The organism is Haloferax sulfurifontis ATCC BAA-897, from assembly GCF_000337835.1.
In the GTDB taxonomy this organism is placed as follows: Archaea; Halobacteriota; Halobacteria; order Halobacteriales; family Haloferacaceae; genus Haloferax; species Haloferax denitrificans.
Map to the genome: position 1 here is coordinate 50495 of NZ_AOLM01000007.1, position 22707 is coordinate 73201.

The following is a 22707-nucleotide window of genomic DNA, read 5'->3' on the forward strand; positions in this document are numbered from 1 at the left end:
CTATACACTAACAAACACAGTATGTGATTAAACCAACGGCCTTAATGGTAGACCCACACCACTTCCACCCCGTATGAGTCATCAGGTTAGGGTCGCTTTCGATGAAGACACATTTGAACGAATGGAAGAGGGCGCTCCAGCCGCCCTCCAAGACCCCGAGGTAGTTCGGCACTACGTCTCACTCGGGTTGGTCCTCAGCGATGTGATGCAGTCGAGCATCCACGAGTCCATCGCCGGGGGCGTACAGCCAGCTCAGGCTGACGACCTCGACGACGAACAGTAACAGAGAGCCAACGGTCCCCGTTGAACTGGCGACCACCGACCACTTTTTCTCGAACCCACCGCCGATAGCGCGAGCGTCGCATTCCCAGCCCTAACATTTGGCCCATTTGGTGACAGTATAATAACGTCCAACAAAAAGAACCAATTGAGATGGCAAGCAAGTGCTTCATTTGCGCTGAAAGCAATCCGAACGTGTTAGAACAACACCGCGTAGTCCCACAGAGGTACGGAGGGACCGACACCGAAGACAATCTGGAAACCCTGTGTGCAAATTGTCATTCTGCTGTTGAGAAACTCTACAACGACGACGTCTTCTCTCAAATCGCAGATGCGGACCCATCACCGAAACCGACGACTGCTCTAGACCAAATCATCGTCGCGTACTGTAACGCAATCAATTCAGGCGAAATTGTTGAAAACGAAGGATACGCCATCGTCCACAGAGGAAAACCAAACGCTGAGCTACGGTTCAATCTGAATGTCTCCTATGAACAAGTTCGAGAGTTCGCCATGTCCACGGAATCTGAAATCGGTCTTCCACGGACTCTCACCGAGGCTCGTGGTGTGTTCAAAACCGCGTACAAAACTGGCACCGACTACGTAGTTAGCTTCAGCACCTACACCCCGGAGCTGAATCAGTCGGTCGGCGTTCACATCCAGCGAGCTTCTGAGGAGATCGACGACTTCGAACTCTCCGATTCGGCGTAGCTGGCAATCTTTTCCGATTCTTTTCCTCGTGCCCCCAAATTTTGGTACCAAGGCCGATTTCTTTGGGGGCAAGTAATCGCAAGACGTAGTGGACCCTTTGGACCATTTGGACGATTTGGTAGCAAAAATCTAGAGGGGTATGTGTGCGGACGCCCGCCTGCACATGCCCGCCCCCGCTCGCACCCGCTCGGGTCTACAGCCCTTGCTCCAGAATTTTGCTACCAAATCGTCCAAATGGTCCAAGAACCCCCTGCCGTCTGGCGATTTGCGAACCCCCAAATGAAACGGCTTGGTACCAAAATTTGGGGGCACGGTCGAAAAGCCGGCAGTATTTGCTAACCGCGTCGCTCTGCGATTACTCATCGAGCGGAGATACTGTCTGAGAAGAAAGCTACGTTACTCGGTGGCGAGCCACACGGTCAGTTGGTCGAAGTCTTTTCGTCTGATCCGTTCGGCCGCTTCGAGTCGCTCGAGGCGAGTGCGAGCTGTCCGGAAGGTGCACCCGACCTCGTCGGCGACCTCGCGCGTGCTGGCAGGCGCGTACATTTCGACGGCGGTGAGGAACTCGTCGTCTTCGTAACTACGGTTCGAGCGGGTGGTGGAGGTTGTGTTGGAGTAGTCATTGTGTCCTTGACCGTCACTCATGGTTTCGATAAAGCGAACCGCTAAGATAAATCCCGGCTAATTTTTGAGGACAGCGAATGACGTTCAGAGTACGGTAATGACTGTCTGAAAGTCAGTTTTTGCGGAACACTTATGGTAAACTACAACGCTATTGTAATTTGACGCGGCCCGGCTCGGAAGTCCCACGCCTGAATGGCTCCCACCGCGGGCCGCGTCGAGAGAAACTATGAACAATGGTTCGTCACCGTCCGGCGTTGGGTCGTCGGACAAATGGACTGCACAAATCGTCGGCGGCAAGCCGATGTACTTCCACGCGAACGGCGGCGCGACGCGTGAACGGCCGGACGAGAGGGACAACGAGTGAGCGCAGAGATGCCGAACTCGAACCGCGACCGCTCGGCCACTGAACTGAGTTCCGGGACGGTCGTTCCGAACGCAACGCACGTACGCGAGTGCGCGAGCGTCCGCGATTTCGTGTCCGTATGGCGGTCACAGCCGGCACCGGCGCGCCGGCTCTGGGAAGTCATCTCAGCCGGTGGCGCGGTCGGTATCGAGCTATCGAATCGGAAGGCGCGCGACCTCGGCACGTCTACGGGGGTAATCTGCCGAATCGCGGCCACGACCGGTAGCGGGACCGACGACGGCGCGTACCTGCTTCGCGATGGCGCGTGCGCTCGCGAGGTCGAGCGCATGATTCGAAACCGCAACAAGCTCGTCGACCACCGAGCAGAGGCCCGGTTCTGCCAGACCGACGCCGACGTCGACGCGCTCAGCGACCAAATCCAGGCGGTCAACGCTCACATCTCGACGCGCGACGTGCTCGACACGTCGTTCGACGAGGAGTGGGTCCCGCGGTCGTGCGTCACGAGGGTCGTCGTTTCGGCGTCGCTCACCGGCGGACGTCGCGACCACAGTAGCCGCCAGACGTCACTGGAGGGCATCTGATGGCCTCCGCGTCCACGCCTCTGAATCGCTTCACGACCACTACGACCACCAACACCTGCGAGAAACACCAATGACGGTACACGACACGACATCGACTAAGCACTTCGAACCGACCGGTCCGGCCATCACCTGCTACGGGTGCGGGTCGCGATACGCGTTCCTCGGTTCGGGGCACCACGGCGGCCAGTGTCCTGACTGTGGGTCGCGGGCCGTCTCGCCCGCCGGTGACCTGCAGTTCGCCAAGAGCGAAGACGTCACCGACGAGAGTAAGGCCGACACCGGCGACCGCGTCATCCACGTGGTCGCGACCGACGAGACCGACCGGCACTTCGACTGGTGGGTCGTCACCGGGGGCGAGGAGGCGATGGTCGTCCGTGTCCTCGTCGACGACGAACCGGTGCCGCTCCTCGAAGCGACCGGGTCGCAGGTGCTCCCACTACAGACGCTGGCGGTGTGGATTGAATCGCATCTCGAGGGCGCGACGCTTCGCGCCTACCGCGCGGGGGTGGGCCATGGTGCGTGACGCGATGGAGCGCATCACGTTCCGCCTTCCCGAGGAGATGCTCGACAAACTCGACGACGTCGTTGAGGAGAGCGACGAGTTCGACAACCGGAGTCAGGCGGTCCGCGAGGCGGTCGAGACGTTCGTCGACGACCAGGACTGGCAGGCGACCGACGAGGAGATCGCCGAGAAGTTCGGGTCCTCGAACGACGATTCGGAGATGCTGGCCGACGGGGGGACCGCCGTCGCGTCGGTCTTCAACTCGCGGATGGTCCAGTGCGAGGACTACCCGCACGACTGTTCGTTCATGGCGGCCAAGTCGACGACGAACTTCGGCGTCCGTCGGTGGACCTCGTTCGACCGGCTCCTCGGGACCAACCGCTGTCCGGAGTGTGGCGGGGAGGTCGTTCATGTCGATGTCTAACGCGGGCGTGCAGACGAGTCTGGCCGCGAGCGCGTGGTCATCCGGCCGGGCTCGGTCGGTCGACCGCGAGTACACGCGAGTCGTGACCGAACACCGTCAGTCGGTCGAGACAGTCCGCTGTCCCATCTGCGAGAAGCATCGCGACGACTGGTCCGAGCAGAAGACGTCGGCGCACTACCGCCGCGAGGACCACACGTGGGCGGCGCTCGAAGCGGCCATGAAGCGCCGGAGGGGCGAGCGATGACGGACGCAACCCCAACGTTTCCACTCGACAGCGCCGGCGAGGTCAGCCTGCCAGTCGTGGAGGTCCTGACCGGCCGCGGGTTCATCACGGGGAAGTCGGGGTCGGGCAAGTCGAACACGGCGTCGGTCGTCGTGGAAGAACTGCTCGCCGGCGACTACCCGGTACTCATCGTGGATACCGATGGTGAATACTGGGGTCTGAAGGAAGAGTTCGAAGTGCTCCACGTCGGCGCGGACAGCGAGTGCGACCTGCAGGTCGGCCCCGAGCACGCGGAGAAAATCGCGTCGCTCGCGCTCGAACAGAACATCCCCATCATCCTCGACGTCTCGGGCTACCTCGACGAGTCAGAGGCGAACGCGCTCGTTCGCGAGGTCGCGTCGAACTTGTTCGCGATGGAGAAGAAGCTGAAGCGACCGTTCCTGATGCTGGTTGAGGAAGTCCACGAGTACATCCCGGAGAAGGGTGGCCTCGGCGACGTGGGGAAGATGCTCATCAAAATCGGGAAGCGGGGCCGGAAGCACGGCCTCGGTCTCGTCGGCATCTCTCAGCGCCCCGCTGACGTCAAGAAGGACTTCATCACCCAGTGCGACTGGCTGGTCTGGCATCGGCTCACGTGGGACAACGACACCAAAGTCGTCCGGCGCGTCGTCGGGTCCGACGCCGCCGATGCGGTTGAGGACCTCGCCGACGGTGAGGCGTTCGTTCAAGCCGACTTCCTCGGCGAGGACCTCCAACGCGTCCAGATTCGCCGGAAGCGGACGTACGACGCTGGCGCGACGCCGGACCTCGGTGACTTCGAGCGACCGGAACTCAAAGCGGTCTCGGCGGACCTCGTCGACGAACTCGAAGCAATCTCCGAGCGCGAGGCGAAGCGCCGCGACCGCGTCGCACAACTCGAAGACCAGCTCGAAGCGCGGGAGTCGACCATCGACGACCTCCGCGACGAACTCCAGCAAGCGCGGGACATGAGCGACATGGCAGACCAGTTCTCGCAGGCGCTGTTGGCCGCCGCGGGTGACGGCGACAGCGGGACGGTCGCCATCGAGGAGAAGGTCGAAGAAATCCGCGAGGAGAAGAACCGCCGCATCGCCGAGTTGGAGCAGGAGGCCGAGCGCCTTCGCGAGGACCTCCGCGAGACGCGGTCGGCGAAGGCGGACCTCGAAGCGCGCGTGGCGGACCTCGAAGAGTACGAGCGCGCGGTCGAGAACATGGACGAACTTCGCGAGGCGGTCGGGCGGATGAACGACGCGCTCGGCATCGACACCGGCGACGCCGACGCCAAGCTTCGCGAGCGCCTCGAAGACCGCAACGAGCGCGTCGCCGACCTGGAATCGGAAGTCGAGCGCCTTCGCGAGCAGTCGGCGGGCGTCACGGTCCCGGACGACGACCGCGCCCTGCTCGAAGACCCGGACGTGCGCGCCGCCATCGACGCCGCCATCGAGGCTTCGAACACGTCGAAGCGATACGTCACGGGCGTCGTCGCGGCCATCGTCGACGCCGGGGAACCGCTCGACTACGAGACTATCGCGGAGTACCTCGGCGTCTCGACGACCGGGCACGTGAGCAAGGCGTCGTCGTCGCTCCAAGCCCACGGCATCGTCACGAAGGTCTCGAAGCGACCGGCGGTCATCGACCTCAACAGGTCGGGCATCGCCGACATCAAAGCGCGCAACCAGCGCCGGGAGCGCGCGCAGAAGCTCATGGAGGAGTTTTGAACGTCCCCCATCCCGCGAGTACGGCCCGCTCGGGTGTTCGAGCGGCGGACTCGTCGGACCCGTCGGCACGCAGTCATTTAAATGGGATGACGAACCACAGTTTCAGTAACGACCACCGGACGCGCCCACGCCTGACCGTGTCCGTCCGGGGTCGACAAGGCACAACTATGCCACAGCAACAACCCCAACAGAAAGCGGAACGAGAATGCAACCAGAACGGAACGACAATCGACCTCGGTGGCTGGACGAAAGCGACAGTCCCAGTCAGAGACTACGCAGGCAAGGCGAAAGCGCTCGCAGAAGTGCCGTCGACGGGCGTCGTCCTGCACGTCGAACCTGATGCCATCCGTGCTCGGGTGGCGAACCCCGCGAACACGGTCGTCGTGGAGACGACGTTCGACACCGTCGAGTACGGTGGGCTGACGACAGAACCCGCGTTCGCCGTCGACCCAACGGACTTGCCACTGACGGCCATGATGTCTGACCAGACCGGGGACGTCACTCTCCGATTCGACGACGGCGAGACAGAGGCTAAGCGCATCGGCGGCAACCTCATGGGCTACATCGCGCTCGAAGACCCACAGTTCTCCCAGACGTGGGCCGACGTCCCCGACATCGACGAGTGGGACGGTCGGGCCGAACTCGCGGCGGCAGACTTCAAGAGCGCGGTCGGTGCGGTCCTCGGCGGATCGGTCGGAAAGGTCCGCCTGACCATCGGCGACGAAGCGCTCATCCCGAAGTCCGAGGACCACGGTGCCGGATGGGTCCACGACTGGCCGGTTCAAGCACACACCCGAGGTGAGCGCGTGAGCGGCACCTACGACGAAGACACGCTCGCGGGCGTGGTCTCGTGCATCTCACCCGACGCACAGGTGACCATCGACATGGTGTCGTCTCACAGTTCGATTCTGCGCATCCAGAGCGACGGCGGCCTGACGTTCTGGGTCGCCGGGCAGTTCAACGAGGAGGCAGACGAATGAGCGTCGACAACCCGTTCCCGATTCGGGGGACCATCACGCTCAAAGAGAACGGCCGCATCGCGAGTCTCGACAGCGTCACCGAGTGGGTCACCGAAACCGACCACGGCGACCTCCTCCAGCAGGCGACTGACCGCGCGAGGCGGCTCTACGGCAACGGCGTCGAAGTCGAAGTCGAGTTCTACGACGACGGCCACGGCTTCGCACAGGGCTTCGAAATCGGCGAACCGCTCGGCACGCCCGACGCGTACGACGAGTACGAAGCGAAGCTGGACGCGGTGCGTGAGGGCCTGCTGGAAGCCTACGCGGCGGGCTACGCGAAGGCGCTCAGAGACCACGACGTAGAGACCTCGGTGGACGCCAACGCCGAGACGCTGAAGGAAATCGGCCACATCACGGAGAGCAACTACTACTACTGGGAGAGCCGGACGCTCCCGCTCGACGGCTGGCTTCGCGACCACTTCGGCGTCGACGACGGGGAGGGGAGCGACGAATGAGCGACCCGAAGCAACTCGCGACCGACAACCGCGAGCTGACGCGCATCCGTCGCGAGAGCCGCGCGGATGCGACTATCGAGATACCGTTCAACGAGCGCACGACGGTCGTGTGCCCCGAGTGCGGGGAGTCGTCGACGGTCAAGATTCTGACACCGGACCCGGAGACGTACTCGCCGTCGTTCGGCCCGTGCAACAACTGGGACTGCGACGCGTTCCTGAAACTCTCGTGGGATGGGACGCGGCCGGCGCGGGAGCCATCGCCGGAGAACGCGGGGACGCAGACCGGACTCTCGCAGTTCGCAGGAGGCCGGTCGGCATGAGCGACGACAACAGCGCGGTTGCGGCCGCGAAGTCGATGCTGGCCGGCTACGGCGACCTGACGGTCGAAGAAAAGCACGGAGCGATTCAACACGCGATTGCGGAACTGGAGAACGCCCGGCGGGCGCTTCCGGAGGACTACTGAGATGCAAGAGACGAACCACGACGACGACATCGAAGTTGAACAGCCCGAGTTCTCGGAACTCGTGAAGAACTCAACGATGCGCGATGCACACGACTCTCGCGACTCTGCGCTCCAATACGTTGGCTTCGACCTCGCCGACTGCGACTACTCTGAAAAGGAGCAAGAACAGCTCCTCGGCGAGGTGCTGGAAAAAATCGAGTCGGTCGCCGACTCGGCGTTCTACGACGGCGTGAACGTTGCCGCGTCACGTGGATGCGACGCCGCGGCGAAGTACGTCATCAACGAGATAACCAAGGAACTCGGTGATAGCGCGGTTGAGCAGAGGTTTGAGGAGCGACTGCGGCAGAAGGAGGGCGTCATCTCGATGGAGTTCGACAGCGCGCTATCGGCGGCCCGGTACAAGGCAGACCAATCGCTGACGGCAGAGGTACTCAACTTCACGGGGGTCTACTGATGCAACGCGCAACCACGAAAACGTACCAGCACGTGCTGTACCACCCGGAGACTGACTCGTCGGTGCAAGTCTCGGAGTCGCACCAAGACCCGACCGAGGCGACGACGACCGCGGCCGCCCGCATCGGCGTCGCGGTATCCGAGGTCGTCCACGTCGCGACCGTCGAGCGGCCGGAGTACGACGAGAACGAGGTCATCGACGACACGGACTACAAGGTCGTCTTCTACGACGCCGAGACCGAACAGAGCGTCGTCGTCGGCACGTCGTCGGCGCACCGCGGTATCGACCGACTGAAGAAAGACGCCGCCGACCGCATCGGCGTCCCGGCCGAGCGCATGGTCCGCGTCGCGACGGTCGAACTCCCGGTGGTGCTCTGAGATGCAGACGCTCAACGACACCTACACCGTCGTTCGCGACGGCGAGCGACTGGAGGTCTACAACGTCGTGAACATCGACCAACCGGCGGTCGTTCGCGGCTACAACCCTGTCGTCGAGACGTTCGACGCCCGCATCGGCGCGGGCGACAGTCGGACGAAACCCGAAGCGGTCACTAAGGCAGTCGCATACGAGCTGGAGGACGAGTTCTACATCGACGTGGCCGACCACGACATCGAGGTCGTGGACATCGAGAGCGACGACGTGGAGGTCATCTGACGATGGCTTCGAACACCGAATCCGGCATCGAGAGCGAAGTCGTCGAGTGCCGCTACTGCGGTGAAGAAGTCGACTACCTCGAAGAAGGTCACTTCAAATACCCCAGCGACAAGTTCGCACACCCGCAGTGCGTCGCCGACGACTGTTTCGGGAAACGAGAGCCTGTCGCGACCACCGAGGGCGTGTTCCGCCTTGAGCGCGTTACCATCAAGAAGTTCGTCGGACAGGGGCAGAAAGAGAGCCTCGTCGACTCGTACTGGCAGGCCGACTGCCCGGTCTGCTACCAGACCCACGAGTCGGAAGAGTCGGGCGAAGACGCACGGATGGAACTCTTCGGCGGCGTGCTCGACTGTTGCGGTGCCGAGTGGATGCCTCCGGCCGGATGGGTCGAGGACTGCGACATCTGCGGCGATGACCACCGTGGCGAGTTCAACTGCACGCCACTCTCGTGGCGGAAGCCGTTCCCCGGTATCGACAACGACTACGTCTGCGCGGAGTGTGACACCGAGAACCACGGGTCGGACCTCGATGGCCCCAACGGAGCGTGCCCGGAGTGTGGGTCTGAGGCGCTCAAGGAGGCGAGCGCGTGATGGGTTCGAAGACGAGCACAATCGAGAAACAGGACGACGTCATGGCGATATACTTCGGTTGCACTCACGTCCACACGGACCCGAATAGCGACGGAGAACACCCGGACGTGTGCCCCGTGTGTGGTGGTGAGCGATGAACGCCGAACCGGGGGAGGAACACGAACTCACGCTCACCAGTATCGACCGCGACGAGCGGTTAGCACTCTTGCAGGCCATCGTCGAGTCGGGCCACGACCTCGGGACGAAGACCGACATGACGGTCAGTCGCCTGACCGACGAGAGGTTCGGCGACCTGCTCGACGCGGTCGAAGTGGTGCGCGGTGAGTTTTCGGACTCGGGCGCGTACGACAGCGCGAAGGCCGCCGATTCGCTCTACGACAAGCTCGAAAAGGCCGCTATCGAGGACGCGACAAGCGACTGGGAGTACGAGGCCGGCGACATCGTTCGGGAGGCCGAGGAGCCACACGCGGCCGGTGGCGTCCCGCTCGGAAAGTCGGAGTACCGCATCAAGTACCGGCTTTGCGAGGAGGACGACGGCAGTCGAAAATACTACGTCGAAACGGAAGAGGACGGAACGCATCTCTACAGCGCGGGCGTGCTGGAACTCAGATTCGAGGCCATCCCGGCCGCCGAGTCGCGGGTGTGGTCCGAATGACGCTCTACGAGGAGGGCGACCGACTCGTCGAAGAGTCGTGGGACGAGGAGCAGATGGGCGTCCGAGTTGAGCGTTGCGTCCGCAAACACCCAAACGGTGACATGAAGCGCATCCGGGTGTTTCGAAAAGAGAACGTCCGCTTCGCGACGCTCGACGGTGACGGCGAGGCGGTTTCCGAGCGCCACCGTGAGCTGACGAACCTCTCGCCGAAGGCGGCAACTGAGGTCCTGTTTGGGCTGGCGGAGGCGTTCGGGTACCGACTGGAGGAGAAGCGATGACCCTCTACGAGTGCCCGCGATGCGGCACCCAGACGGCGACGAACGACACGTGCGTGGGGGCGTTCGAACTCCCACCGACGCTCTACTGCGTCCACGACGACACCAAGGAAGCCGTCAAGATGGACGTGCTGAGCAAGGCCGACGTCCGCGAGGAAGTGATGGTCGATGCCTGAGTTCGTCGACGACCGCTCTGACGCGGTTCTCTCCGACGACGGGACGTACCGCTACCGGCTCTCGCGGACGTGGGACGCCGACAAGCCGACGGTCGCGTTCGTGATGCTCAACCCATCGACGGCCGACGCGACCGACGACGACCCGACGATTCGACGCTGTCTCGGCTTCGCGAAGGAGTGGGGCTTCGGGTCGCTCACCGTCGCGAACCTGTTCGCGCTCCGAAGCACGGACCCGGACGCGCTGGCCGGCCACGCCGACCCGGTCGGGCCGGAGAACGACGCGCACCTGCAGGACGTGTGCGACAGCGCCGAGCGGGTTGTCGTCGCGTGGGGGGCCAAGGGATCGCTTCGCGACCGCGCCGCGTTGGTCGCCGACCTGCTCGACGACCGCGACCTCTACGCGCTCGACACGACCAAGGCCGGCCACCCGGCCCACCCGCTCTACCAACCAGCAGATGCCGAGCTGACGAACTGGGACGGTGGTCAACTGTGACCGACGATGAATCCGCATCCGCAATTGAGCACAAGAGCGGTTCCGAAGTGGTGTCGTTGCGTGAGCGCCGGAAAGCGCGCTACCGACATCTGGCACAGATTAACTCTAGAGTTGATTCGGCGCTGTCTGCCGCACACGTTGCGACGATTTACCAGCCGCTCGCAGATTCTCCGGGGGCTGTTCGAGTTAGTCCTGCAACATGGTGGGATTACTTCTGGGCTGAAATGGGGAAATCTCTGCCCGTTGACGTTTATCTCAATGGTGTCGAAGCGCCAACGGGCCAGCAATCACTCACTTCGTTTTCGGAGGTGTGTTAAATTGGAGGCACGACCCAATCGCGCCTGTACGAACTGCGGGAAGTCCGTCGAAGAACTCCCCTACGAGTTCTGGTTGTTCCACACCTGCCGGTCGTGCTCTTCGGAACGCGCACCGGACCGGTGGGGCGACGGGCGAAGTGTCGGCGTCGGAACGTACAGGAAGTGGCGGTACTTCCCGCGGTGGCACATGGGGGTGGCGACCGATGTCTGAGGACAAGACGTGGTTCGTCGGCCCCGCGACATGCCCGTGGTGGAAGTTCAAGGTCGGGCGCACCATCTTCCGACTTCGGATGCGTCACCAGAGACTTCGGCACGTCCCAGGATTCGACGACTACCTGACCTCGTGGGCGCTCGGCATGGTCCTCGGTTCGCGCGAAATCGAACGTATTGGGGGTGAGGGCGAGTGACGCTCGCCAATATGTTCACCGCAGGGTTCGTCCTAATCGCGACCGTGGTTATAATCCGGCTCGCAATCGCCGGCGGGGGGTCGCTGTGACCGCGTGGCGATGCCCGGAGTGTCGGGCGCGGTCGCCGCGCCAACCGGGCGAGACAACCCGCCCGTTCTGCTCGGCGTGCGACTTCCGGTTCGGCGTTCTCATCGAGATGCAGTCGCGGGGTGTCGACGCGTGACCATCCTCGACTACGCCAAGCCGGTCGCGTGGCGGTTCTACAGCTACGGGACCGACGGCGGTGGCGACCCGCTGTTCTCGTTTTGGGCGGTCCTCGACGAGGACACGCAGGTCTGCATCTACGACCGTAACGGGGGCCACGGGATGTGGCTCTCGACAGACAACGAGGATGGCGACCACGCAGGCGAGACACCAAGCGACGAGTTCGAGGAGGTCCTCTACGACGTGCTCGGGACCGGCGGGTCGGTCGCGGCCGAACGCCTCGAACCGCTCCCGGCGTACGAACGCTACTTCTTCCGGGTCATCCACGGGACCGTCGAGCAGACGGGGAGCGCGCCGGCGGAACTCGAAGCGTACCTGTCGCACGTCGCGGGCGAGGATGTGATGGTCGAATGACATCGCAAGACAACGACTCGCCGTTCGCGTTCTTCGACGAGGACGGCGGGTGGGTGACGATGACGACCCTCAAAAACGAGATGGGGCCGTTCGAGACGAGCGCTCGCGAGACGGTTGAGTCGCTGGAGGCGGCTGGTATCGTCAACGTCCGTCGCGGCGACGACGGGCGGCCGGTGACGGTGCAACTGAGCGCCTTCGCCGACGACCTCGTGAACGCCGAGTCGGACGCCGAGGCGCTCGAAGTCTACCGGGCGCACGACAAAGAGCCGCCCGACAACCTCCGGGAGTGAGGCCCGGAGCCCGATTTCGCGGACATTGACATAGGCTCCCACCGTGTCTTCGCTCGGGGCTACGGTTTAAGTACGAAGACGTGACCTCGAAGTAGTAGACGACGCCCGTGCTGGTGCGCTGGAGGGTTCGATTCCTTCCGACGGGCTTCCCGACGACGGACGCGCCCACGCCTGAACGTGATTCGTCCGCCGTCGGCTTTGGAGAAAGCAGATGGCAACCAACCAACCGACGGTGGCACCGCCTATCGCCACCACGACCAGCAAGCACAGCCACCCAACTGACGACGTGACGCTCGACGCCGGCGACATCGAAAGCGTTCGCTTCCTCGCAGACGACGACGTCCTTCGGACGGTCTTCGCGAGCGCCGTCAAACAGGGTCCGACCGACGACCTGGAAGACGACCTCGTGACTCGGCTGACCGAACTCGGCTACGAGACCGAACAGATCGTCGCGATGGACGCGCGGATGATGCTCGTCGCCGGGGCGGGCTACATGGTCCGGGCCGTCGAGTCGCACTACGACCGTCTCGAACGCATCGAGAGCGCCATCGCGGTCTACGAGGACCTCCGCGACGAGCGCCGCGAGGAGCGCGACCAACTGTTCGACGAACAGTACGACCTGCGGAAGCTGACGGGGGTGAAGCCGCGTGTCGACAACTGAGCCGACGACGCGGACCGAGGAGATGGCGGCAAACGGCGGCTACACCGGCCTCGTGCCCGACGAGCGCGCCCGCGAGACGCTTCGTGGGAACGCAGACACCGAAGCCGTCGCGGCGCTCCGCGAGCACATGGCTGAAGGGACGCGCCCGACCGCAGAGGTCGTCGAGCAGGTCGTCAGCGAGATGGACGTCGTCGCGCGGCGAGTCCACGGCGCTCGCATCACCGACCACCGGTTCGAAGACGGCGTGTGGCACTTCCGGGAGTTCAACGGCTACGTCGAGAAGGGCGGGCGCTACCGCCCAGAGACGGACGCCGAGCGCGAGCGCTGTCTCGAGACGATACACCGCGAAATCGCGGGTGCGGTCATCCTCGACGGCGACGCGTGGGAGGACGACATCAAGGTGGTCTACCACGCGATACACAGTGTCGACCCGCGGGCACAGGAGGGCCAGCGATGACGAACGCTCGCGACGGGCCGTCGACGGCCCCGGCCGGCGAGTGGTACAACAGCTACCAGACGCGGGCGATGCAGGACCACGACGCCGGTGCTGTCCGCGGCATCTGGATGACCGGCTTCGGCCATTGGACCGACCGCGACGAGAAGTGGCTGACCGAAGCTCTCGCGCCGCGCTACGGCGCTCGCGGGCGGGTGGCCGTCCACAACGGTCGGGTGCTCGGCTACACGGTCTACGAGTTCGCGACCGGGGCGGCGGCAGACACCTACGCGCACGACTACTACGGCGGCGCTGACGACGACGTGGTCGGCATCATCGACATGGTGGCGACGCGCCACGGGTGCGAGTCCGCAGGCATCGCGGGAAGCCTCGTCGACGACGCGCTCCACGACTTCGAGGAGGCCGACGCGGACGCGGTGGTCGCAGTCTCATGGCGGCGCGAATCGACCTACGACAGCGCCCCGCTGTTCGAGTCGCGTGGGTTCGAGGCCGTCGCGACGCTCGACGGCATCTACCGCGAGTTCCGGAGTCCGTGCCCCGAGTGCGGGACCGGCAAGTGCGAGTGTCAGGCGACCATGTTCGTCCGCGGCGGTGACGCCGATGAGTGAGGACCCGTTGCTCGAAACCGACATGATGTCGGAAGCCGAGGTCCGCGCCGAACTCGAAGAGTGTGTGGCGGCGCTTCTCAGAACAGACGATATCGAGACGCGGCTTCAGCTCGCGGGCAACGTCGGCGCGCTGGCGGAGGTGCTCGGTATCGAGGGCTCAGTTGCGGTTGAGCACATGCACGAGAAAGGGCGGGTGTTCGACGATGAGTGAGGCGGCCGACGTCCTCACGCGCGTCGAACAGCGGCTTCGCGACGACCTCCAACTGTCGGCCGCCGACGTCGACGGCGTTCGCGAGGTCCTCGACGAGGAAGTCGCGGGCCTGCTGCACGACCGCGAGGAGTGGGCGTGCGACACCTGCGGCGAGAACATGCAGACGGCGACGCGCTACCCGGTCGGTGACGAGCCCGTATCGGAGTGCAACGAGTGCATCTTCGGCGACCCGCCAGACGGCAAGGGTGAGCGCGCGACGCTGGAGGACTACGAGAGCGCTGGAGACGACCGCGCGGTCTACGAACCCGGCGACGGTCGGCGTCTCGCGGTCCGCGTTGACGACGAGTGGCTACCGGAGCTGATGCTGTACGCTGGTGACCTGCCGGTCTTCATCGGCGACGACGGCACGGAAGTCGACGTTCGAGACGACGGGACGGCGCTCTACGAGACACCCGACGGCGCGGCCGAAGAACTGGAGCCGGACCGCGACGCAGACGGCGTCAGGACGTACACGCCGTTGTCGGTCTACCCCGCTGACACCATCGAGGTTCACGACCTCGGGGAGTCCGAGACATGAGCGACGCCGAGTGCGACTACTGCGGGTCGTCGGACCTCGCGTACACGCTCGACAGCGACCGGGGGCCGCTCACGCGGTGCATCCCGTGTCTCGCCATCGAGCAGGGCCAACAGGCGCTCGACAAGCCGTTCGACGCGTTCGTTGACCTGTCGCCGGGCATCTTCCACGACAGCGAGGAGGAGGTCCGAGAGAGCCGCGCGGCGGACTACAACCGCGCTCGCGGCTGGTTCACCGTGTTGGCCCGGATTCAGCAGGACGAACCGCTTCTGAAGCGCGACCCCGACGCGATTGGGACCGTCGACGACAGCATTCGGACGTTCCTGACGAACATCATGGGGTCGGACGCGCACTACCGGCCGTCGGAAGTCGCCGGCAACCCCGTAAGCGCCGGGCAAGCGACGTTCGAAGACCTCGGAGGGTCGGATGGCGAGTGAGCCAACGCCGCGGGAACACGAACTCCCGAACGGCGACCTTGCGGTTTCGAGCCACTGGGTTCACGGGATTCGGGGCGTCGCGACGGTGCCGGCATCGAAGCGGCCGCTGTACCAGCTCCTCATGGACCTCCTCACGGACGTTCGCGTCCCGGACCTCATGCCTGCCCGGCTGGCAATCGACTGTCGCGACATCGTTGAAGCCCGTGAACTGGTCGGGGACATCGACAGAGGAAGCGTGACGGTCGACGGCGTCAGCTACGGGATGGGCTACTGCCAGTCGGTCGCCGAGGCCATCGACGACTACCGCGACCGAGACCCACTCACGCTGGTCGCGGTCGGATGCTCCGGGTCGAAGCACAAGAACGACGGCCTACTCCCGGCGAAGGACCGCTACCGCGGCGGCTACTGGACGAACAAGCGACAGTACGCCGAGACCATCGGCGACGACTGGGGTGTCATCTCGGCCGAGTACGCCCTACTCGAACCGACCGAGGGCATCCCGGACTACGAGCGGGTGCCGTCGGACCACCGCGGCGTGCCGGTCGACCACGACGGACGCCTGCCGTCGGGCGACGCCGTGCGGACCAAACTCGACCTGTGGGCCTACGAGGTTCACAACCACCTTTCGGAGTGGCTTGACGCGGCCGCGAACGGCGTCGACCCGCGCGATGTCGAACTGCAGGTCCTGCTCGGCAAGAAGTACGAACAGCCGCTCCGCGAACGTGGCGTCTTCGACGCGCTCCGCGTTCGCGGGTCGCTCGACGTGTCATTCCCGTTCCGCGAGGTTGAGGGACTGACGGGCATCGGGAAGCAACGCGGGTGGATGGTGTCGGAGGTCGACGCCGCGACGGCGCTCGCGACCGACGGGGGCGAGTCCCGATGAGCGCTGACAGCACCCGCGGCGCGCCCTGTGCGAACTGTGGCGACTACGCGCCGTTCAACGTCGGCCGGGCCGGCCCGCGGTCGGGGAAGATGCTGTGCGACGACTGCGCCGACGATTCGGTCGCGTACATCGTCGACTGTCTCGACTGCGAGTGGTCCTACACCTGCGAGGAGCCACGCTACAACTGGTATCACGCGAAGATTCGCGTCCAACAAGAGGGTAACACCCACGAGACGGAACAGCGCGTCTTCGAGAACGAATCTCACGAAACGGTTTGGAGGAACGAATGAGCACACACGAACACGCGGACGACCCGGTGACGGCAGTTGACCTGTTTTGCGGCGCTGGCGGTCTCTCGACCGGCCTCGCGCTCGCCTGCGAAGAACTCGACCGCGATGTCGAACTCACGGCGGTCAACCACTGGTCGACGGCCATCGAATCGCACAAACAGAACCACCCGTGGGCGACCCACCTGAACGCGAAGGTCGAAGAACTCCACCCGCCGGATGTCGCACCCGGCGACGGCCCGGTCGACCTGCTCATCGCCGCGCCCGAGTGTACGCACTTCAGCATCGCTCGGGGCGGGAAGCCCGTCAACGAGCAGTCACGGGCGAGTCCGTGGCACGTCGTCGACTGGCTCGAAAAGCTCGACGTGCAGAACTTCCTCGTCGAGAACGTGCCGGAGTTCTGCTTCCCAGAGGACTCGATGGTGTTGACAGAGGATGGTCCCGTTCCAATCCAAGATGTTGAGGTTGGAACACGCGTTCTCACCCACAAAGGCCGCTGGAAAGAGGTCATCGGAACTACTCAACGCGAAGACAAGACGGTCACCATCTCTGGCCGATCAAACCGCCTTGTGGAATGTACCCCAGACCATCACTTCTATGCGCGTGAAATTGAAGCAGACTGCTGGGGAGGAAAGAGTGGTCGGCATGTGCAAGCATTCAGCGAACCTGAATGGGTACCTGCCAGCGAGTTAGTGCCGGAGCATGAAACCACCTATCAGGAGAGGTACAACGGGTACTTCTGGGCCACACCGCAGTCGTTTGGGTCCGGACAGTTGGAAATTCCCAGTAAACCAGACAGAATCAAAAAGGCCGACGAATCGTTCTGGCGAATGGTCGGACTTTGGCTTGGTGACGGTTGGTTCCACAAACGAAACCGCCCGGACCCACCACATGGCCTCCGTATCGCCGGTAACAGTTGTTGGCAATGTGATCTACTTTATTCAGTCTGACCGACCTGGACACTGCGGAATCCTTGCCGGTCATTGTTCGTTTGTCAGTGCTCCGACTTCGGCTTTTCTATCTGTTTCTTGACGTTGGTTTCATCTGGAGTGACTGGTTTCACTCGAAGCTCTCCGAAGCCGTACTTCGAGTGGTTCCCGACGCGGGTGAGGCCGGAGATCGCGGTCTCCACCGGGCGGTCGCCGTCGTAGCCGACGACCACGCCGTGATCGACCGTCTCCAACTCGTAGACGTCGCCGCCCTCGATGACCTTCTCCAGGCGGTGGCGCAGCTGCGCTTCATCGTCTACGCTCCACCACCACGGCACGTCCACGTTGTTCGCCTTCGGGTACTCCGACCGGAGGACGAACGGCGTCACGAGTTCGAGGATGAACGCCTCGCCGTCTTCGAGACGCGAGTAGTCCAGCGCCTCCAGGTCAACGACCTGCGTATCCTTCAGCGTGGTCGTCCCGTAGCCGTAGTTCCGTTTGCCTCCGAACTGGAGGCCATCAAGCACATCCTCGCCAAGGGGTAGAACGTCCGGGTCATCGGCGTGCAAGTAGGCGTTCACGTACCAGCGCGTGGTCTGCTGCTGTTTCCGAGCGTCGTCGGGCCGGCCCATGATCGTCTCGTGAGCCAGCGCGGGCATCCCGCTCTGGAACCGGATGTCGTGAGCGTTCAGCCCATCCCGAGGGCGGGTATCGAGCAGCCACGGGTGGTCGGGATGCCGGAAGAGGAACAGGTCGTCGTAGCTCTCCACGTCGGGGAGCGACGACCCCATGTACGGGCGAATCCCGCTCTGCGAGTGCTCCTCGGGGAACGTCCCGAACTGGCCGGGGACGAACATCCCGTGGCTGGCGTTGATGTGCTGGTGGACGTCGTGTTCCAGCTGCATCCCGAGCGCGTGGTAGATCGCGTTCCCCGAGACGTAGTACGGGTGCCCGAGGTAGTCCATGTCGAGTTCCCAATGAACCTGCTGGATACGGGTCACGCGTTCTCCCTCCGGGTTTCGAAATCCTCGATGTACTGGAGCGCAGTGCTCCAACTCCAGATCCGCCGGAGGTTCGCATCGAGCACCATGTCGTGCTTGTCGTGATTGACATCGAGCGGGTGCGCGGTGAGGCGCTTCCACGCCGACGCCCACGACCGCCACGGGCGGCTTCCAAGGCGCGCCCACGGCTGCCCGTCCGCGTCCTCGTCGATTCGGAGCGCGAAGCGGTCGCCCGCGTAGACCGTCCGGTGGGGCACGATCTCCTCGGCGTCGTCCACGACCAGGAGGAGATCGGGGAATTCGTGACCGGCGCGGTAGTTGTCCAAGAGCGCCGCCACGAGCAGCGTGTGGTACTTCAGGCTCGTGTACGGGTAGTAGATGCTCTCGTTGAAGCCGCTCACCACGTCTGACGTGAGCCACGCCCGATGCATCGCCTCGGGGTCGGAGCCCGTCAGCAGGCCGTTGATGGCCTCAGAGAGACGCGGGCGTGAGAACTCCTCGGGGTCGTAGTGAGAGTCGCCCGTCAGCAGCGAGAGCCGGTAGTGCGTCTCGTGGTTGTCCACCGTCTGCTCGGGCTTCCCGTTGGGCCGTGAGAGCGCCGACGCGTCGCCGTCCGCGCCGTGCGGGACGGTCTGGTTCACCGGGACGCCGTGGAAGGTGTCCGGCGCGTAGTCGTGCGTCTCGCCGTTGAGCTTGTGGGCGTCGTGGCGGTAGGCCGCGACCATCACGTCCTGACCGCCGTCGCCCTGGAAGTCGCTGAGGCTGGCGTTCTCGCCCATCTACGGCCCCTCCTCGATGCGCTCTTCCAGCGCCTCCACGAACGCCGGGCGGTACTCTTCGGCCCACTGGTCGTCTTTCTCGTCCATCTTGTTCGTGTTGCCCTTCCCGCGGTCGAAGACGCGCTTCAGTTCGCGCTCCTCGTACAGCGGGTTGATGAGGTGGCAATCGACGATCCCCGCGCCGAAGTTCCGCGCGCCACCGAGCTGGTGCATGAAGTCCGTCTTGTGCCCATCGAGGAAGTCGATCCCCTCCGCGAGCAGGCCGATGAACTCGGGCTTCATCTCCCGGAAGGAGAGGTGCCAGCAACCGTCAAGATTGGCGACGGCGTCCACCTCGGCGTTCCGTAGCGGTTCGCGGTTGTCCTCTCGATTGCGGGAGACGATGTTCCGGTTGAGCCGCCGGTAGTGGCCTTCGGCCTGTCCGCGCGTGTAGTCCACGCTGGAGCGGACGGGGTTGAACTTGATCGGGCGACGCATCACCTTTCCCGGCTGGTTGCCGAAGCCGCCGAAGAGGTCGAAGACCACGCAGCCGTGGTCTTCTTTCGGGTCTTCGACGCACGCGCCCTTCTCGTGATAGCCGTCATCGAGGTCGCGCTCGTAGACGTCTTCCTTCATGAAGTTCGCGTTCGACTCCCCGGGATGGCAGGCGGTGCCGTCGTTCTCGGAGACGACGCGCTCCATCCCGTGACGGAGCCAGCCCGAGAGTGGGAAGGCGGGGATGATGCCGCCGATCTGGTTCTGCGGGTCGTCGTCCTCGTAGTTGCCGTTCGAGGCGTGGTGTCTGTCGGTCATGATGCTATCCCCGACCACCAGCAGGTCGGTCTGGATTCGCACGAATACGTCCTTCTCGATGTCTTCAATCATGGTTTGTGGTGTCGTTGGTTGTCGGTCGATTCCGTGGCGGTCGGTCGCCACGCGGAGTGCCCGTCCGGGGAGTCGAACCCCGGCGTACGCGTTTTCTGCCCCGCGGCCTGCTGACGACCGAGGACATCCCCGACCGCCGCCGGTGGTGGGTGTGTGGTTTTCCCGACGTACGCGCCTTGAAACGGGCTCATGAGCCAGTGACGGATAAACGTCAGTCAGCGAGCGTTGAGCATCGCCTCCAGTGCGTCGGTGGAGCTCACCGCAACGCCGCCGACCTCGTACTCCGTGAAGGTCTGGCCATCGTCAGTCCGGACGATCCGAGCCGTCACGCGGGCGTCGTCGGTCGTCATTCGCACTCCCCCGAAATGCCCGTCTCAGGGTCAGTGTCGGTCTCCCACTCCAGTTCAGCCTGCTTCGCGCGGACTACCTCGTCGCGGAACTGAACGAGGAAGCCCTCGGCCTGGTCGATGTGGAAGTCTACCGACGCGGAGAGTTGCCAGAGGTCGAACGTGAGCCGGACGAGTTGGGTCTCGCCGTCGTCCAGTTCGACGTGCTCAACCTCGTAGCCGACTGCGTCAGCGACGTTGCCCGTCCCGGATATCGTGACCGCGACATGGTCGTCAGTCATCGCACTCACCTCCCTCGTGGACGTCCTGCCACCAGTTCCCGCGCCGAGACGGCGGGTAGGTGTAGCCCTCGCGGACGTACTCGGCATAGAGTTCGAGCATCCGCGCGGCGGCTTCACGGTCGCCCCCTTTGTGTTCAGCCTGCGAAAGCCCCTCTTCAAGGTTTGTACGCAGGGCCACGAGATCGTCGGCAGCGAGTACATCTTCGTCGCTTCCGTCGCTGTCTGTGTCCGATTCCTCGGTATCATCATCACACCGCTGGCGGTCGCGCTCTTCGATCTCGGCTTGCTGTTCGTCAGTGAGTTCTCCCCACGTCGCGCCCGTGTCCCACGGGTTCCAGCCGAACAGTGCCGTGACCTCGCCCAACCGCTCTTCGACTTGTTCCGTGTAGAAGCGGGCTTGCTCGATGTCGCGCTTCTCGGGCGTCTCCCCTCGCTCCAGGGCGACCTTGATGGAGGCAGTGTGCTCCGCCAGCTGCGCGACATCGCTCCGGGTGGACTCGCCGGGGTGCCGGAGGGCTTCGACGAGACGATCACGGGCGAGCGATTCAGCCTTCTCGGGATCGACGTCCTCGTCGTCAGACATCAGGCCGCCACCTCCCGAGCGATGTTCTCGACGAGCGCAGCGAACGGGCCTTCGTCGTCGGCGATGTAGCGGCGGTTCTCCCACTCGCGTCCATCCACTTCGTCCCGGACGAATTTCACGTAGTCATCGACGGAGCGACCGTTGAGAACGAACTTCTGGATGCGCTCGCCGTTCTGGACGACGTGGATCGACTCGTCGGTCGTCCGGTAGACGTGGGATGCGCCGTCGGTGTCGTCGCCCAACTCAATGTAGGCCGGGCGAAGGTCGGTACGTTTTCGTGCGTTGGCGTCTGATTCCTTCATGCTGTCTGACCTCAGGCAGCACGGTCGGGCGTGCTCCAACACGCCCCGGCCAACTTCTGACCGGCGTCCCGCGCTTCCTACCAGAGACATATATCGCCGTGGCAATAAAGGTTAGGGTATAAGCTAATGTGGTGTTATGAGCTAACCCTTATGGCGATATAGCGCAATGTCCAAGTTGTATGCCCCCCTCGAATGGCGGTATGGGAGTCACAGCGATTATGACCGAGACGGATAGAGAACGGATCAGCAGACAAGTGGATGTATCAGACAGCAAACGATACGAATCAGCTTCCCGCGTGCGGCAACGGATTGGTGAACTTGAGAAAGATGCAGAGATTCTGGAAGAACACCACCCCAAGTTGTACCGGGAGCTTCGAGAGGCCGTGTGTGACGAATGACGGACTACGAGGTGACGCCGCCGCCGGATCGGCTGGCCGACCGCGTGCAGCTTCGAACCGCGTTCTCAACGGAACGCGGCGAGGTGACGCGCTTCATGATCCAGTTGGAATACTGGCTGGAGGGCGACTGGCGTGAGGTCGTCCGCTACGATCACGACCGCGACGCAGCCGGTGGCCACGACATCACCGAGGAAGGCCTGCATCGAGATGTCTACCGCGACGGCGAGAAAATCCGGTCGGAAGATGTCTCGCCGCCGATTCCGGCGAACGAGGGCTTCGATGCCGCCGAAGAAGATTTACGCGAGAACGTCGAAGGATTCATCAAGAGGTTCGAAAAATGGCACGGAGTGAAAGACAGGAGCGACCTGTGAGCGACGAAGAGTTAGAGTCGATGCCCGAGCGCATCAGCAGCCACTTCGACCGGGTACGCGACCTGGTGGAGCAGGAAACCGACGACTCCGACGACTCCGACGCCTGACCGCGGCTTTTTCTTGTAGTCTGATTTCTGCCAGCCATCTGCTCGGAGACAGAAGGTTCAAGTCCCGATAGTCTGATTTCTGACCAATGGGTGGCGACCGGGAGCGGAACGAGGGCGGGCAATTCGAGCCAGAGTACACGGACGAAGAGGTGATCGAAGCGGTAGCGGAGAACGAGCCCGCCGGTACTACCGAGGTTGCTGACGAACTTGGAATCGCACGACAGAGCGCAGACTACCGCCTTCGCCGTCTTCTGGATGACGACCGTATCTCGAAGAAGAAGGTCGGGAATTCTCTCGTTTGGTCAGTTGACGAATGAGTT

General features: G+C 63.7%; 43 protein-coding genes. 35 read left to right on the forward strand and 8 right to left on the reverse strand.

Translation table 11 applies throughout. The features are described 5' to 3' along the window. Nucleotides 1-73 precede the first annotated feature (73 nt). On the forward strand, nt 74-283 hold the full coding sequence (locus tag C441_RS04390; protein WP_007273995.1) for a hypothetical protein: 210 nt from the start codon (nt 74-76) through the stop codon (nt 281-283). 149 nt (nt 284-432) lie between these two features. Next, nucleotides 433-990 (forward strand): HNH endonuclease, encoded by a 558-nt coding sequence (locus tag C441_RS18945; protein WP_083874888.1) that lies wholly within the window; start codon nt 433-435, stop codon nt 988-990. Between the two features lie 396 nt (nt 991-1386). Here the strand turns inward: C441_RS18945 and C441_RS04395 are convergent, their stop codons facing one another. Then, nucleotides 1387-1635 carry a FaeA/PapI family transcriptional regulator gene (locus C441_RS04395; protein WP_007273996.1) on the reverse strand — a complete coding sequence of 83 codons (249 nt, stop codon included), beginning with the start codon at nt 1633-1635 and terminating at the stop codon, nt 1387-1389. Nucleotides 1636-1986: 351 nt separating this feature from the next. On the opposite strand from C441_RS04395, the gene C441_RS04400 reads away from it, so the two are divergent. The 30 genes from C441_RS04400 (at nt 1987) to C441_RS04530 (ending at nt 17375) form a co-directional block, all read left to right on the forward strand. Continuing rightward, entirely contained in the window at nt 1987-2559 is a 573-nt protein-coding gene (locus tag C441_RS04400) for a hypothetical protein (RefSeq protein ID WP_007273997.1), read from the forward strand. Between the two features lie 70 nt (nt 2560-2629). Then, nucleotides 2630-3082: a hypothetical protein gene (locus C441_RS04405; RefSeq protein WP_007273998.1), complete on the forward strand. Its 453-nt coding sequence runs from the start codon at nt 2630-2632 to the stop codon at nt 3080-3082. Then, a complete protein-coding gene (locus C441_RS04410) occupies nt 3072-3485 on the forward strand; it encodes a CopG family ribbon-helix-helix protein (protein WP_049920435.1) in 414 nt (137 codons plus the stop codon). The genes C441_RS04405 and C441_RS04410 overlap by 11 nt, the downstream gene beginning before the upstream one ends. Further along, nucleotides 3472-3729: a hypothetical protein gene (locus C441_RS04415; protein WP_152420700.1), complete on the forward strand. Its 258-nt coding sequence runs from the start codon at nt 3472-3474 to the stop codon at nt 3727-3729. The genes C441_RS04410 and C441_RS04415 overlap by 14 nt, the downstream gene beginning before the upstream one ends. Continuing rightward, on the forward strand, nt 3726-5444 hold the full coding sequence (locus tag C441_RS04420) for an ATP-binding protein (RefSeq protein WP_007274001.1): 1719 nt from the start codon (nt 3726-3728) through the stop codon (nt 5442-5444). The genes C441_RS04415 and C441_RS04420 overlap by 4 nt, the downstream gene beginning before the upstream one ends. 167 nt (nt 5445-5611) lie before the next feature. Continuing rightward, nucleotides 5612-6424, forward strand: coding sequence for a hypothetical protein (locus C441_RS04425; protein ID WP_152420701.1), 813 nt, complete (start codon nt 5612-5614; stop codon nt 6422-6424). Beyond that, nucleotides 6421-6918 (forward strand): hypothetical protein, encoded by a 498-nt coding sequence (locus C441_RS19475; RefSeq protein ID WP_007274003.1) that lies wholly within the window; start codon nt 6421-6423, stop codon nt 6916-6918. The genes C441_RS04425 and C441_RS19475 overlap by 4 nt, the downstream gene beginning before the upstream one ends. Next, the gene (locus C441_RS04435; RefSeq protein WP_007274004.1) at nt 6915-7238 is read left to right on the forward strand and encodes a hypothetical protein; all 324 of its coding nucleotides are present in this window, start codon (nt 6915-6917) and stop codon (nt 7236-7238) included. The genes C441_RS19475 and C441_RS04435 overlap by 4 nt, the downstream gene beginning before the upstream one ends. Then, nucleotides 7235-7381, forward strand: coding sequence for a hypothetical protein (locus C441_RS19695; RefSeq protein ID WP_161618814.1), 147 nt, complete (start codon nt 7235-7237; stop codon nt 7379-7381). The genes C441_RS04435 and C441_RS19695 overlap by 4 nt, the downstream gene beginning before the upstream one ends. Before the next feature lies 1 nt (nt 7382). Further along, on the forward strand, nt 7383-7835 hold the full coding sequence (locus tag C441_RS04440; RefSeq protein WP_007274005.1) for a hypothetical protein: 453 nt from the start codon (nt 7383-7385) through the stop codon (nt 7833-7835). Further along, nucleotides 7835-8212 carry a hypothetical protein gene (locus tag C441_RS04445; RefSeq protein WP_007274006.1) on the forward strand — a complete coding sequence of 126 codons (378 nt, stop codon included), beginning with the start codon at nt 7835-7837 and terminating at the stop codon, nt 8210-8212. Before C441_RS04440 ends, C441_RS04445 begins: the two co-directional genes overlap by 1 nt. A 1-nt stretch (nt 8213) precedes the next feature. Then, a complete protein-coding gene (locus tag C441_RS04450) occupies nt 8214-8489 on the forward strand; it encodes a hypothetical protein (protein ID WP_007274007.1) in 276 nt (91 codons plus the stop codon). A gap of 2 nt (nt 8490-8491) precedes the next feature. Continuing rightward, nucleotides 8492-9079 carry a hypothetical protein gene (locus C441_RS04455; protein ID WP_007274008.1) on the forward strand — a complete coding sequence of 196 codons (588 nt, stop codon included), beginning with the start codon at nt 8492-8494 and terminating at the stop codon, nt 9077-9079. Nucleotides 9080-9212: 133 nt separating this feature from the next. Then, nucleotides 9213-9734: a hypothetical protein gene (locus tag C441_RS04460; RefSeq protein ID WP_007274009.1), complete on the forward strand. Its 522-nt coding sequence runs from the start codon at nt 9213-9215 to the stop codon at nt 9732-9734. Next, the gene (locus C441_RS04465) at nt 9731-10012 is read left to right on the forward strand and encodes a hypothetical protein (RefSeq protein ID WP_007274010.1); all 282 of its coding nucleotides are present in this window, start codon (nt 9731-9733) and stop codon (nt 10010-10012) included. Before C441_RS04460 ends, C441_RS04465 begins: the two co-directional genes overlap by 4 nt. Beyond that, on the forward strand, nt 10009-10185 hold the full coding sequence (locus C441_RS19700) for a hypothetical protein (protein WP_161618815.1): 177 nt from the start codon (nt 10009-10011) through the stop codon (nt 10183-10185). The genes C441_RS04465 and C441_RS19700 overlap by 4 nt, the downstream gene beginning before the upstream one ends. Then, nucleotides 10178-10678 carry a DUF1643 domain-containing protein gene (locus tag C441_RS04470; RefSeq protein ID WP_007274011.1) on the forward strand — a complete coding sequence of 167 codons (501 nt, stop codon included), beginning with the start codon at nt 10178-10180 and terminating at the stop codon, nt 10676-10678. The genes C441_RS19700 and C441_RS04470 overlap by 8 nt, the downstream gene beginning before the upstream one ends. After that, the gene (locus C441_RS19480) at nt 10675-10995 is read left to right on the forward strand and encodes a hypothetical protein (RefSeq protein WP_152420702.1); all 321 of its coding nucleotides are present in this window, start codon (nt 10675-10677) and stop codon (nt 10993-10995) included. The genes C441_RS04470 and C441_RS19480 overlap by 4 nt, the downstream gene beginning before the upstream one ends. A gap of 203 nt (nt 10996-11198) precedes the next feature. Further along, a complete protein-coding gene (locus C441_RS04475; protein ID WP_007274012.1) occupies nt 11199-11402 on the forward strand; it encodes a hypothetical protein in 204 nt (67 codons plus the stop codon). Nucleotides 11403-11621: 219 nt separating this feature from the next. Continuing rightward, the gene (locus tag C441_RS04480) at nt 11622-12020 is read left to right on the forward strand and encodes a hypothetical protein (protein ID WP_007274013.1); all 399 of its coding nucleotides are present in this window, start codon (nt 11622-11624) and stop codon (nt 12018-12020) included. After that, entirely contained in the window at nt 12017-12310 is a 294-nt protein-coding gene (locus C441_RS04485) for a hypothetical protein (RefSeq protein ID WP_007274014.1), read from the forward strand. The genes C441_RS04480 and C441_RS04485 overlap by 4 nt, the downstream gene beginning before the upstream one ends. A 211-nt stretch (nt 12311-12521) precedes the next feature. Next, the gene (locus C441_RS04490) at nt 12522-12971 is read left to right on the forward strand and encodes a hypothetical protein (RefSeq protein ID WP_152420703.1); all 450 of its coding nucleotides are present in this window, start codon (nt 12522-12524) and stop codon (nt 12969-12971) included. Beyond that, nucleotides 12958-13428 (forward strand): hypothetical protein, encoded by a 471-nt coding sequence (locus C441_RS04495; protein WP_152420704.1) that lies wholly within the window; start codon nt 12958-12960, stop codon nt 13426-13428. Before C441_RS04490 ends, C441_RS04495 begins: the two co-directional genes overlap by 14 nt. Then, nucleotides 13425-14033: a hypothetical protein gene (locus C441_RS04500; RefSeq protein ID WP_007274017.1), complete on the forward strand. Its 609-nt coding sequence runs from the start codon at nt 13425-13427 to the stop codon at nt 14031-14033. Before C441_RS04495 ends, C441_RS04500 begins: the two co-directional genes overlap by 4 nt. Then, nucleotides 14026-14244 (forward strand): hypothetical protein, encoded by a 219-nt coding sequence (locus C441_RS04505; protein ID WP_007274018.1) that lies wholly within the window; start codon nt 14026-14028, stop codon nt 14242-14244. Before C441_RS04500 ends, C441_RS04505 begins: the two co-directional genes overlap by 8 nt. Next, a complete protein-coding gene (locus C441_RS04510) occupies nt 14237-14821 on the forward strand; it encodes a hypothetical protein (RefSeq protein ID WP_007274019.1) in 585 nt (194 codons plus the stop codon). Before C441_RS04505 ends, C441_RS04510 begins: the two co-directional genes overlap by 8 nt. Next, nucleotides 14818-15255 carry a hypothetical protein gene (locus tag C441_RS04515; RefSeq protein WP_007274020.1) on the forward strand — a complete coding sequence of 146 codons (438 nt, stop codon included), beginning with the start codon at nt 14818-14820 and terminating at the stop codon, nt 15253-15255. The genes C441_RS04510 and C441_RS04515 overlap by 4 nt, the downstream gene beginning before the upstream one ends. Continuing rightward, nucleotides 15245-16138, forward strand: coding sequence for a DUF6884 domain-containing protein (locus tag C441_RS04520; RefSeq protein WP_007274021.1), 894 nt, complete (start codon nt 15245-15247; stop codon nt 16136-16138). Before C441_RS04515 ends, C441_RS04520 begins: the two co-directional genes overlap by 11 nt. Beyond that, complete coding sequence (locus tag C441_RS04525; protein WP_007274022.1) at nt 16135-16428, forward strand: hypothetical protein; 294 nt, start codon at nt 16135-16137, stop codon at nt 16426-16428. The genes C441_RS04520 and C441_RS04525 overlap by 4 nt, the downstream gene beginning before the upstream one ends. Continuing rightward, nucleotides 16425-17375 (forward strand): DNA cytosine methyltransferase, encoded by a 951-nt coding sequence (locus C441_RS04530; RefSeq protein WP_007274023.1) that lies wholly within the window; start codon nt 16425-16427, stop codon nt 17373-17375. Before C441_RS04525 ends, C441_RS04530 begins: the two co-directional genes overlap by 4 nt. A 44-nt stretch (nt 17376-17419) precedes the next feature. Here the strand turns inward: C441_RS04530 and C441_RS04535 are convergent, their stop codons facing one another. The 7 genes from C441_RS04535 to C441_RS04560 form a co-directional block, all read right to left on the reverse strand. Beyond that, nucleotides 17420-18355 carry a hypothetical protein gene (locus tag C441_RS04535; RefSeq protein ID WP_007274024.1) on the reverse strand — a complete coding sequence of 312 codons (936 nt, stop codon included), beginning with the start codon at nt 18353-18355 and terminating at the stop codon, nt 17420-17422. Continuing rightward, nucleotides 18352-19134: a hypothetical protein gene (locus tag C441_RS04540; protein WP_007274025.1), complete on the reverse strand. Its 783-nt coding sequence runs from the start codon at nt 19132-19134 to the stop codon at nt 18352-18354. The genes C441_RS04535 and C441_RS04540 overlap by 4 nt, the downstream gene beginning before the upstream one ends. Next, nucleotides 19135-19998 carry a hypothetical protein gene (locus tag C441_RS04545; RefSeq protein WP_007274026.1) on the reverse strand — a complete coding sequence of 288 codons (864 nt, stop codon included), beginning with the start codon at nt 19996-19998 and terminating at the stop codon, nt 19135-19137. It lies immediately after the preceding gene. Nucleotides 19999-20213: 215 nt separating this feature from the next. Beyond that, nucleotides 20214-20348 (reverse strand): hypothetical protein, encoded by a 135-nt coding sequence (locus C441_RS20490; RefSeq protein ID WP_007274027.1) that lies wholly within the window; start codon nt 20346-20348, stop codon nt 20214-20216. Further along, on the reverse strand, nt 20345-20626 hold the full coding sequence (locus C441_RS04550) for a hypothetical protein (protein WP_007274028.1): 282 nt from the start codon (nt 20624-20626) through the stop codon (nt 20345-20347). The genes C441_RS20490 and C441_RS04550 overlap by 4 nt, the downstream gene beginning before the upstream one ends. Beyond that, a complete protein-coding gene (locus C441_RS04555) occupies nt 20619-21209 on the reverse strand; it encodes a hypothetical protein (protein WP_049920438.1) in 591 nt (196 codons plus the stop codon). Before C441_RS04555 ends, C441_RS04550 begins: the two co-directional genes overlap by 8 nt. After that, nucleotides 21209-21511, reverse strand: a complete 303-nt coding sequence (locus tag C441_RS04560; RefSeq protein WP_007274030.1) for a hypothetical protein — start codon at nt 21509-21511, stop codon at nt 21209-21211. The genes C441_RS04555 and C441_RS04560 overlap by 1 nt, the downstream gene beginning before the upstream one ends. A gap of 200 nt (nt 21512-21711) precedes the next feature. On the opposite strand from C441_RS04560, the gene C441_RS18955 reads away from it, so the two are divergent. The 3 genes from C441_RS18955 to C441_RS04570 all read left to right on the forward strand — a co-directional run bounded on the left by C441_RS18955 (nt 21712) and on the right by C441_RS04570 (nt 22704). Further along, on the forward strand, nt 21712-21909 hold the full coding sequence (locus C441_RS18955; RefSeq protein WP_083874896.1) for a hypothetical protein: 198 nt from the start codon (nt 21712-21714) through the stop codon (nt 21907-21909). Then, the gene (locus C441_RS04565) at nt 21906-22280 is read left to right on the forward strand and encodes a DUF7718 family protein (protein ID WP_007274031.1); all 375 of its coding nucleotides are present in this window, start codon (nt 21906-21908) and stop codon (nt 22278-22280) included. The genes C441_RS18955 and C441_RS04565 overlap by 4 nt, the downstream gene beginning before the upstream one ends. 193 nt (nt 22281-22473) lie before the next feature. Further along, a complete protein-coding gene (locus C441_RS04570) occupies nt 22474-22704 on the forward strand; it encodes a winged helix-turn-helix transcriptional regulator (RefSeq protein WP_007274032.1) in 231 nt (76 codons plus the stop codon). The last annotated feature ends 3 nt before the right edge of the window (nt 22705-22707 follow it).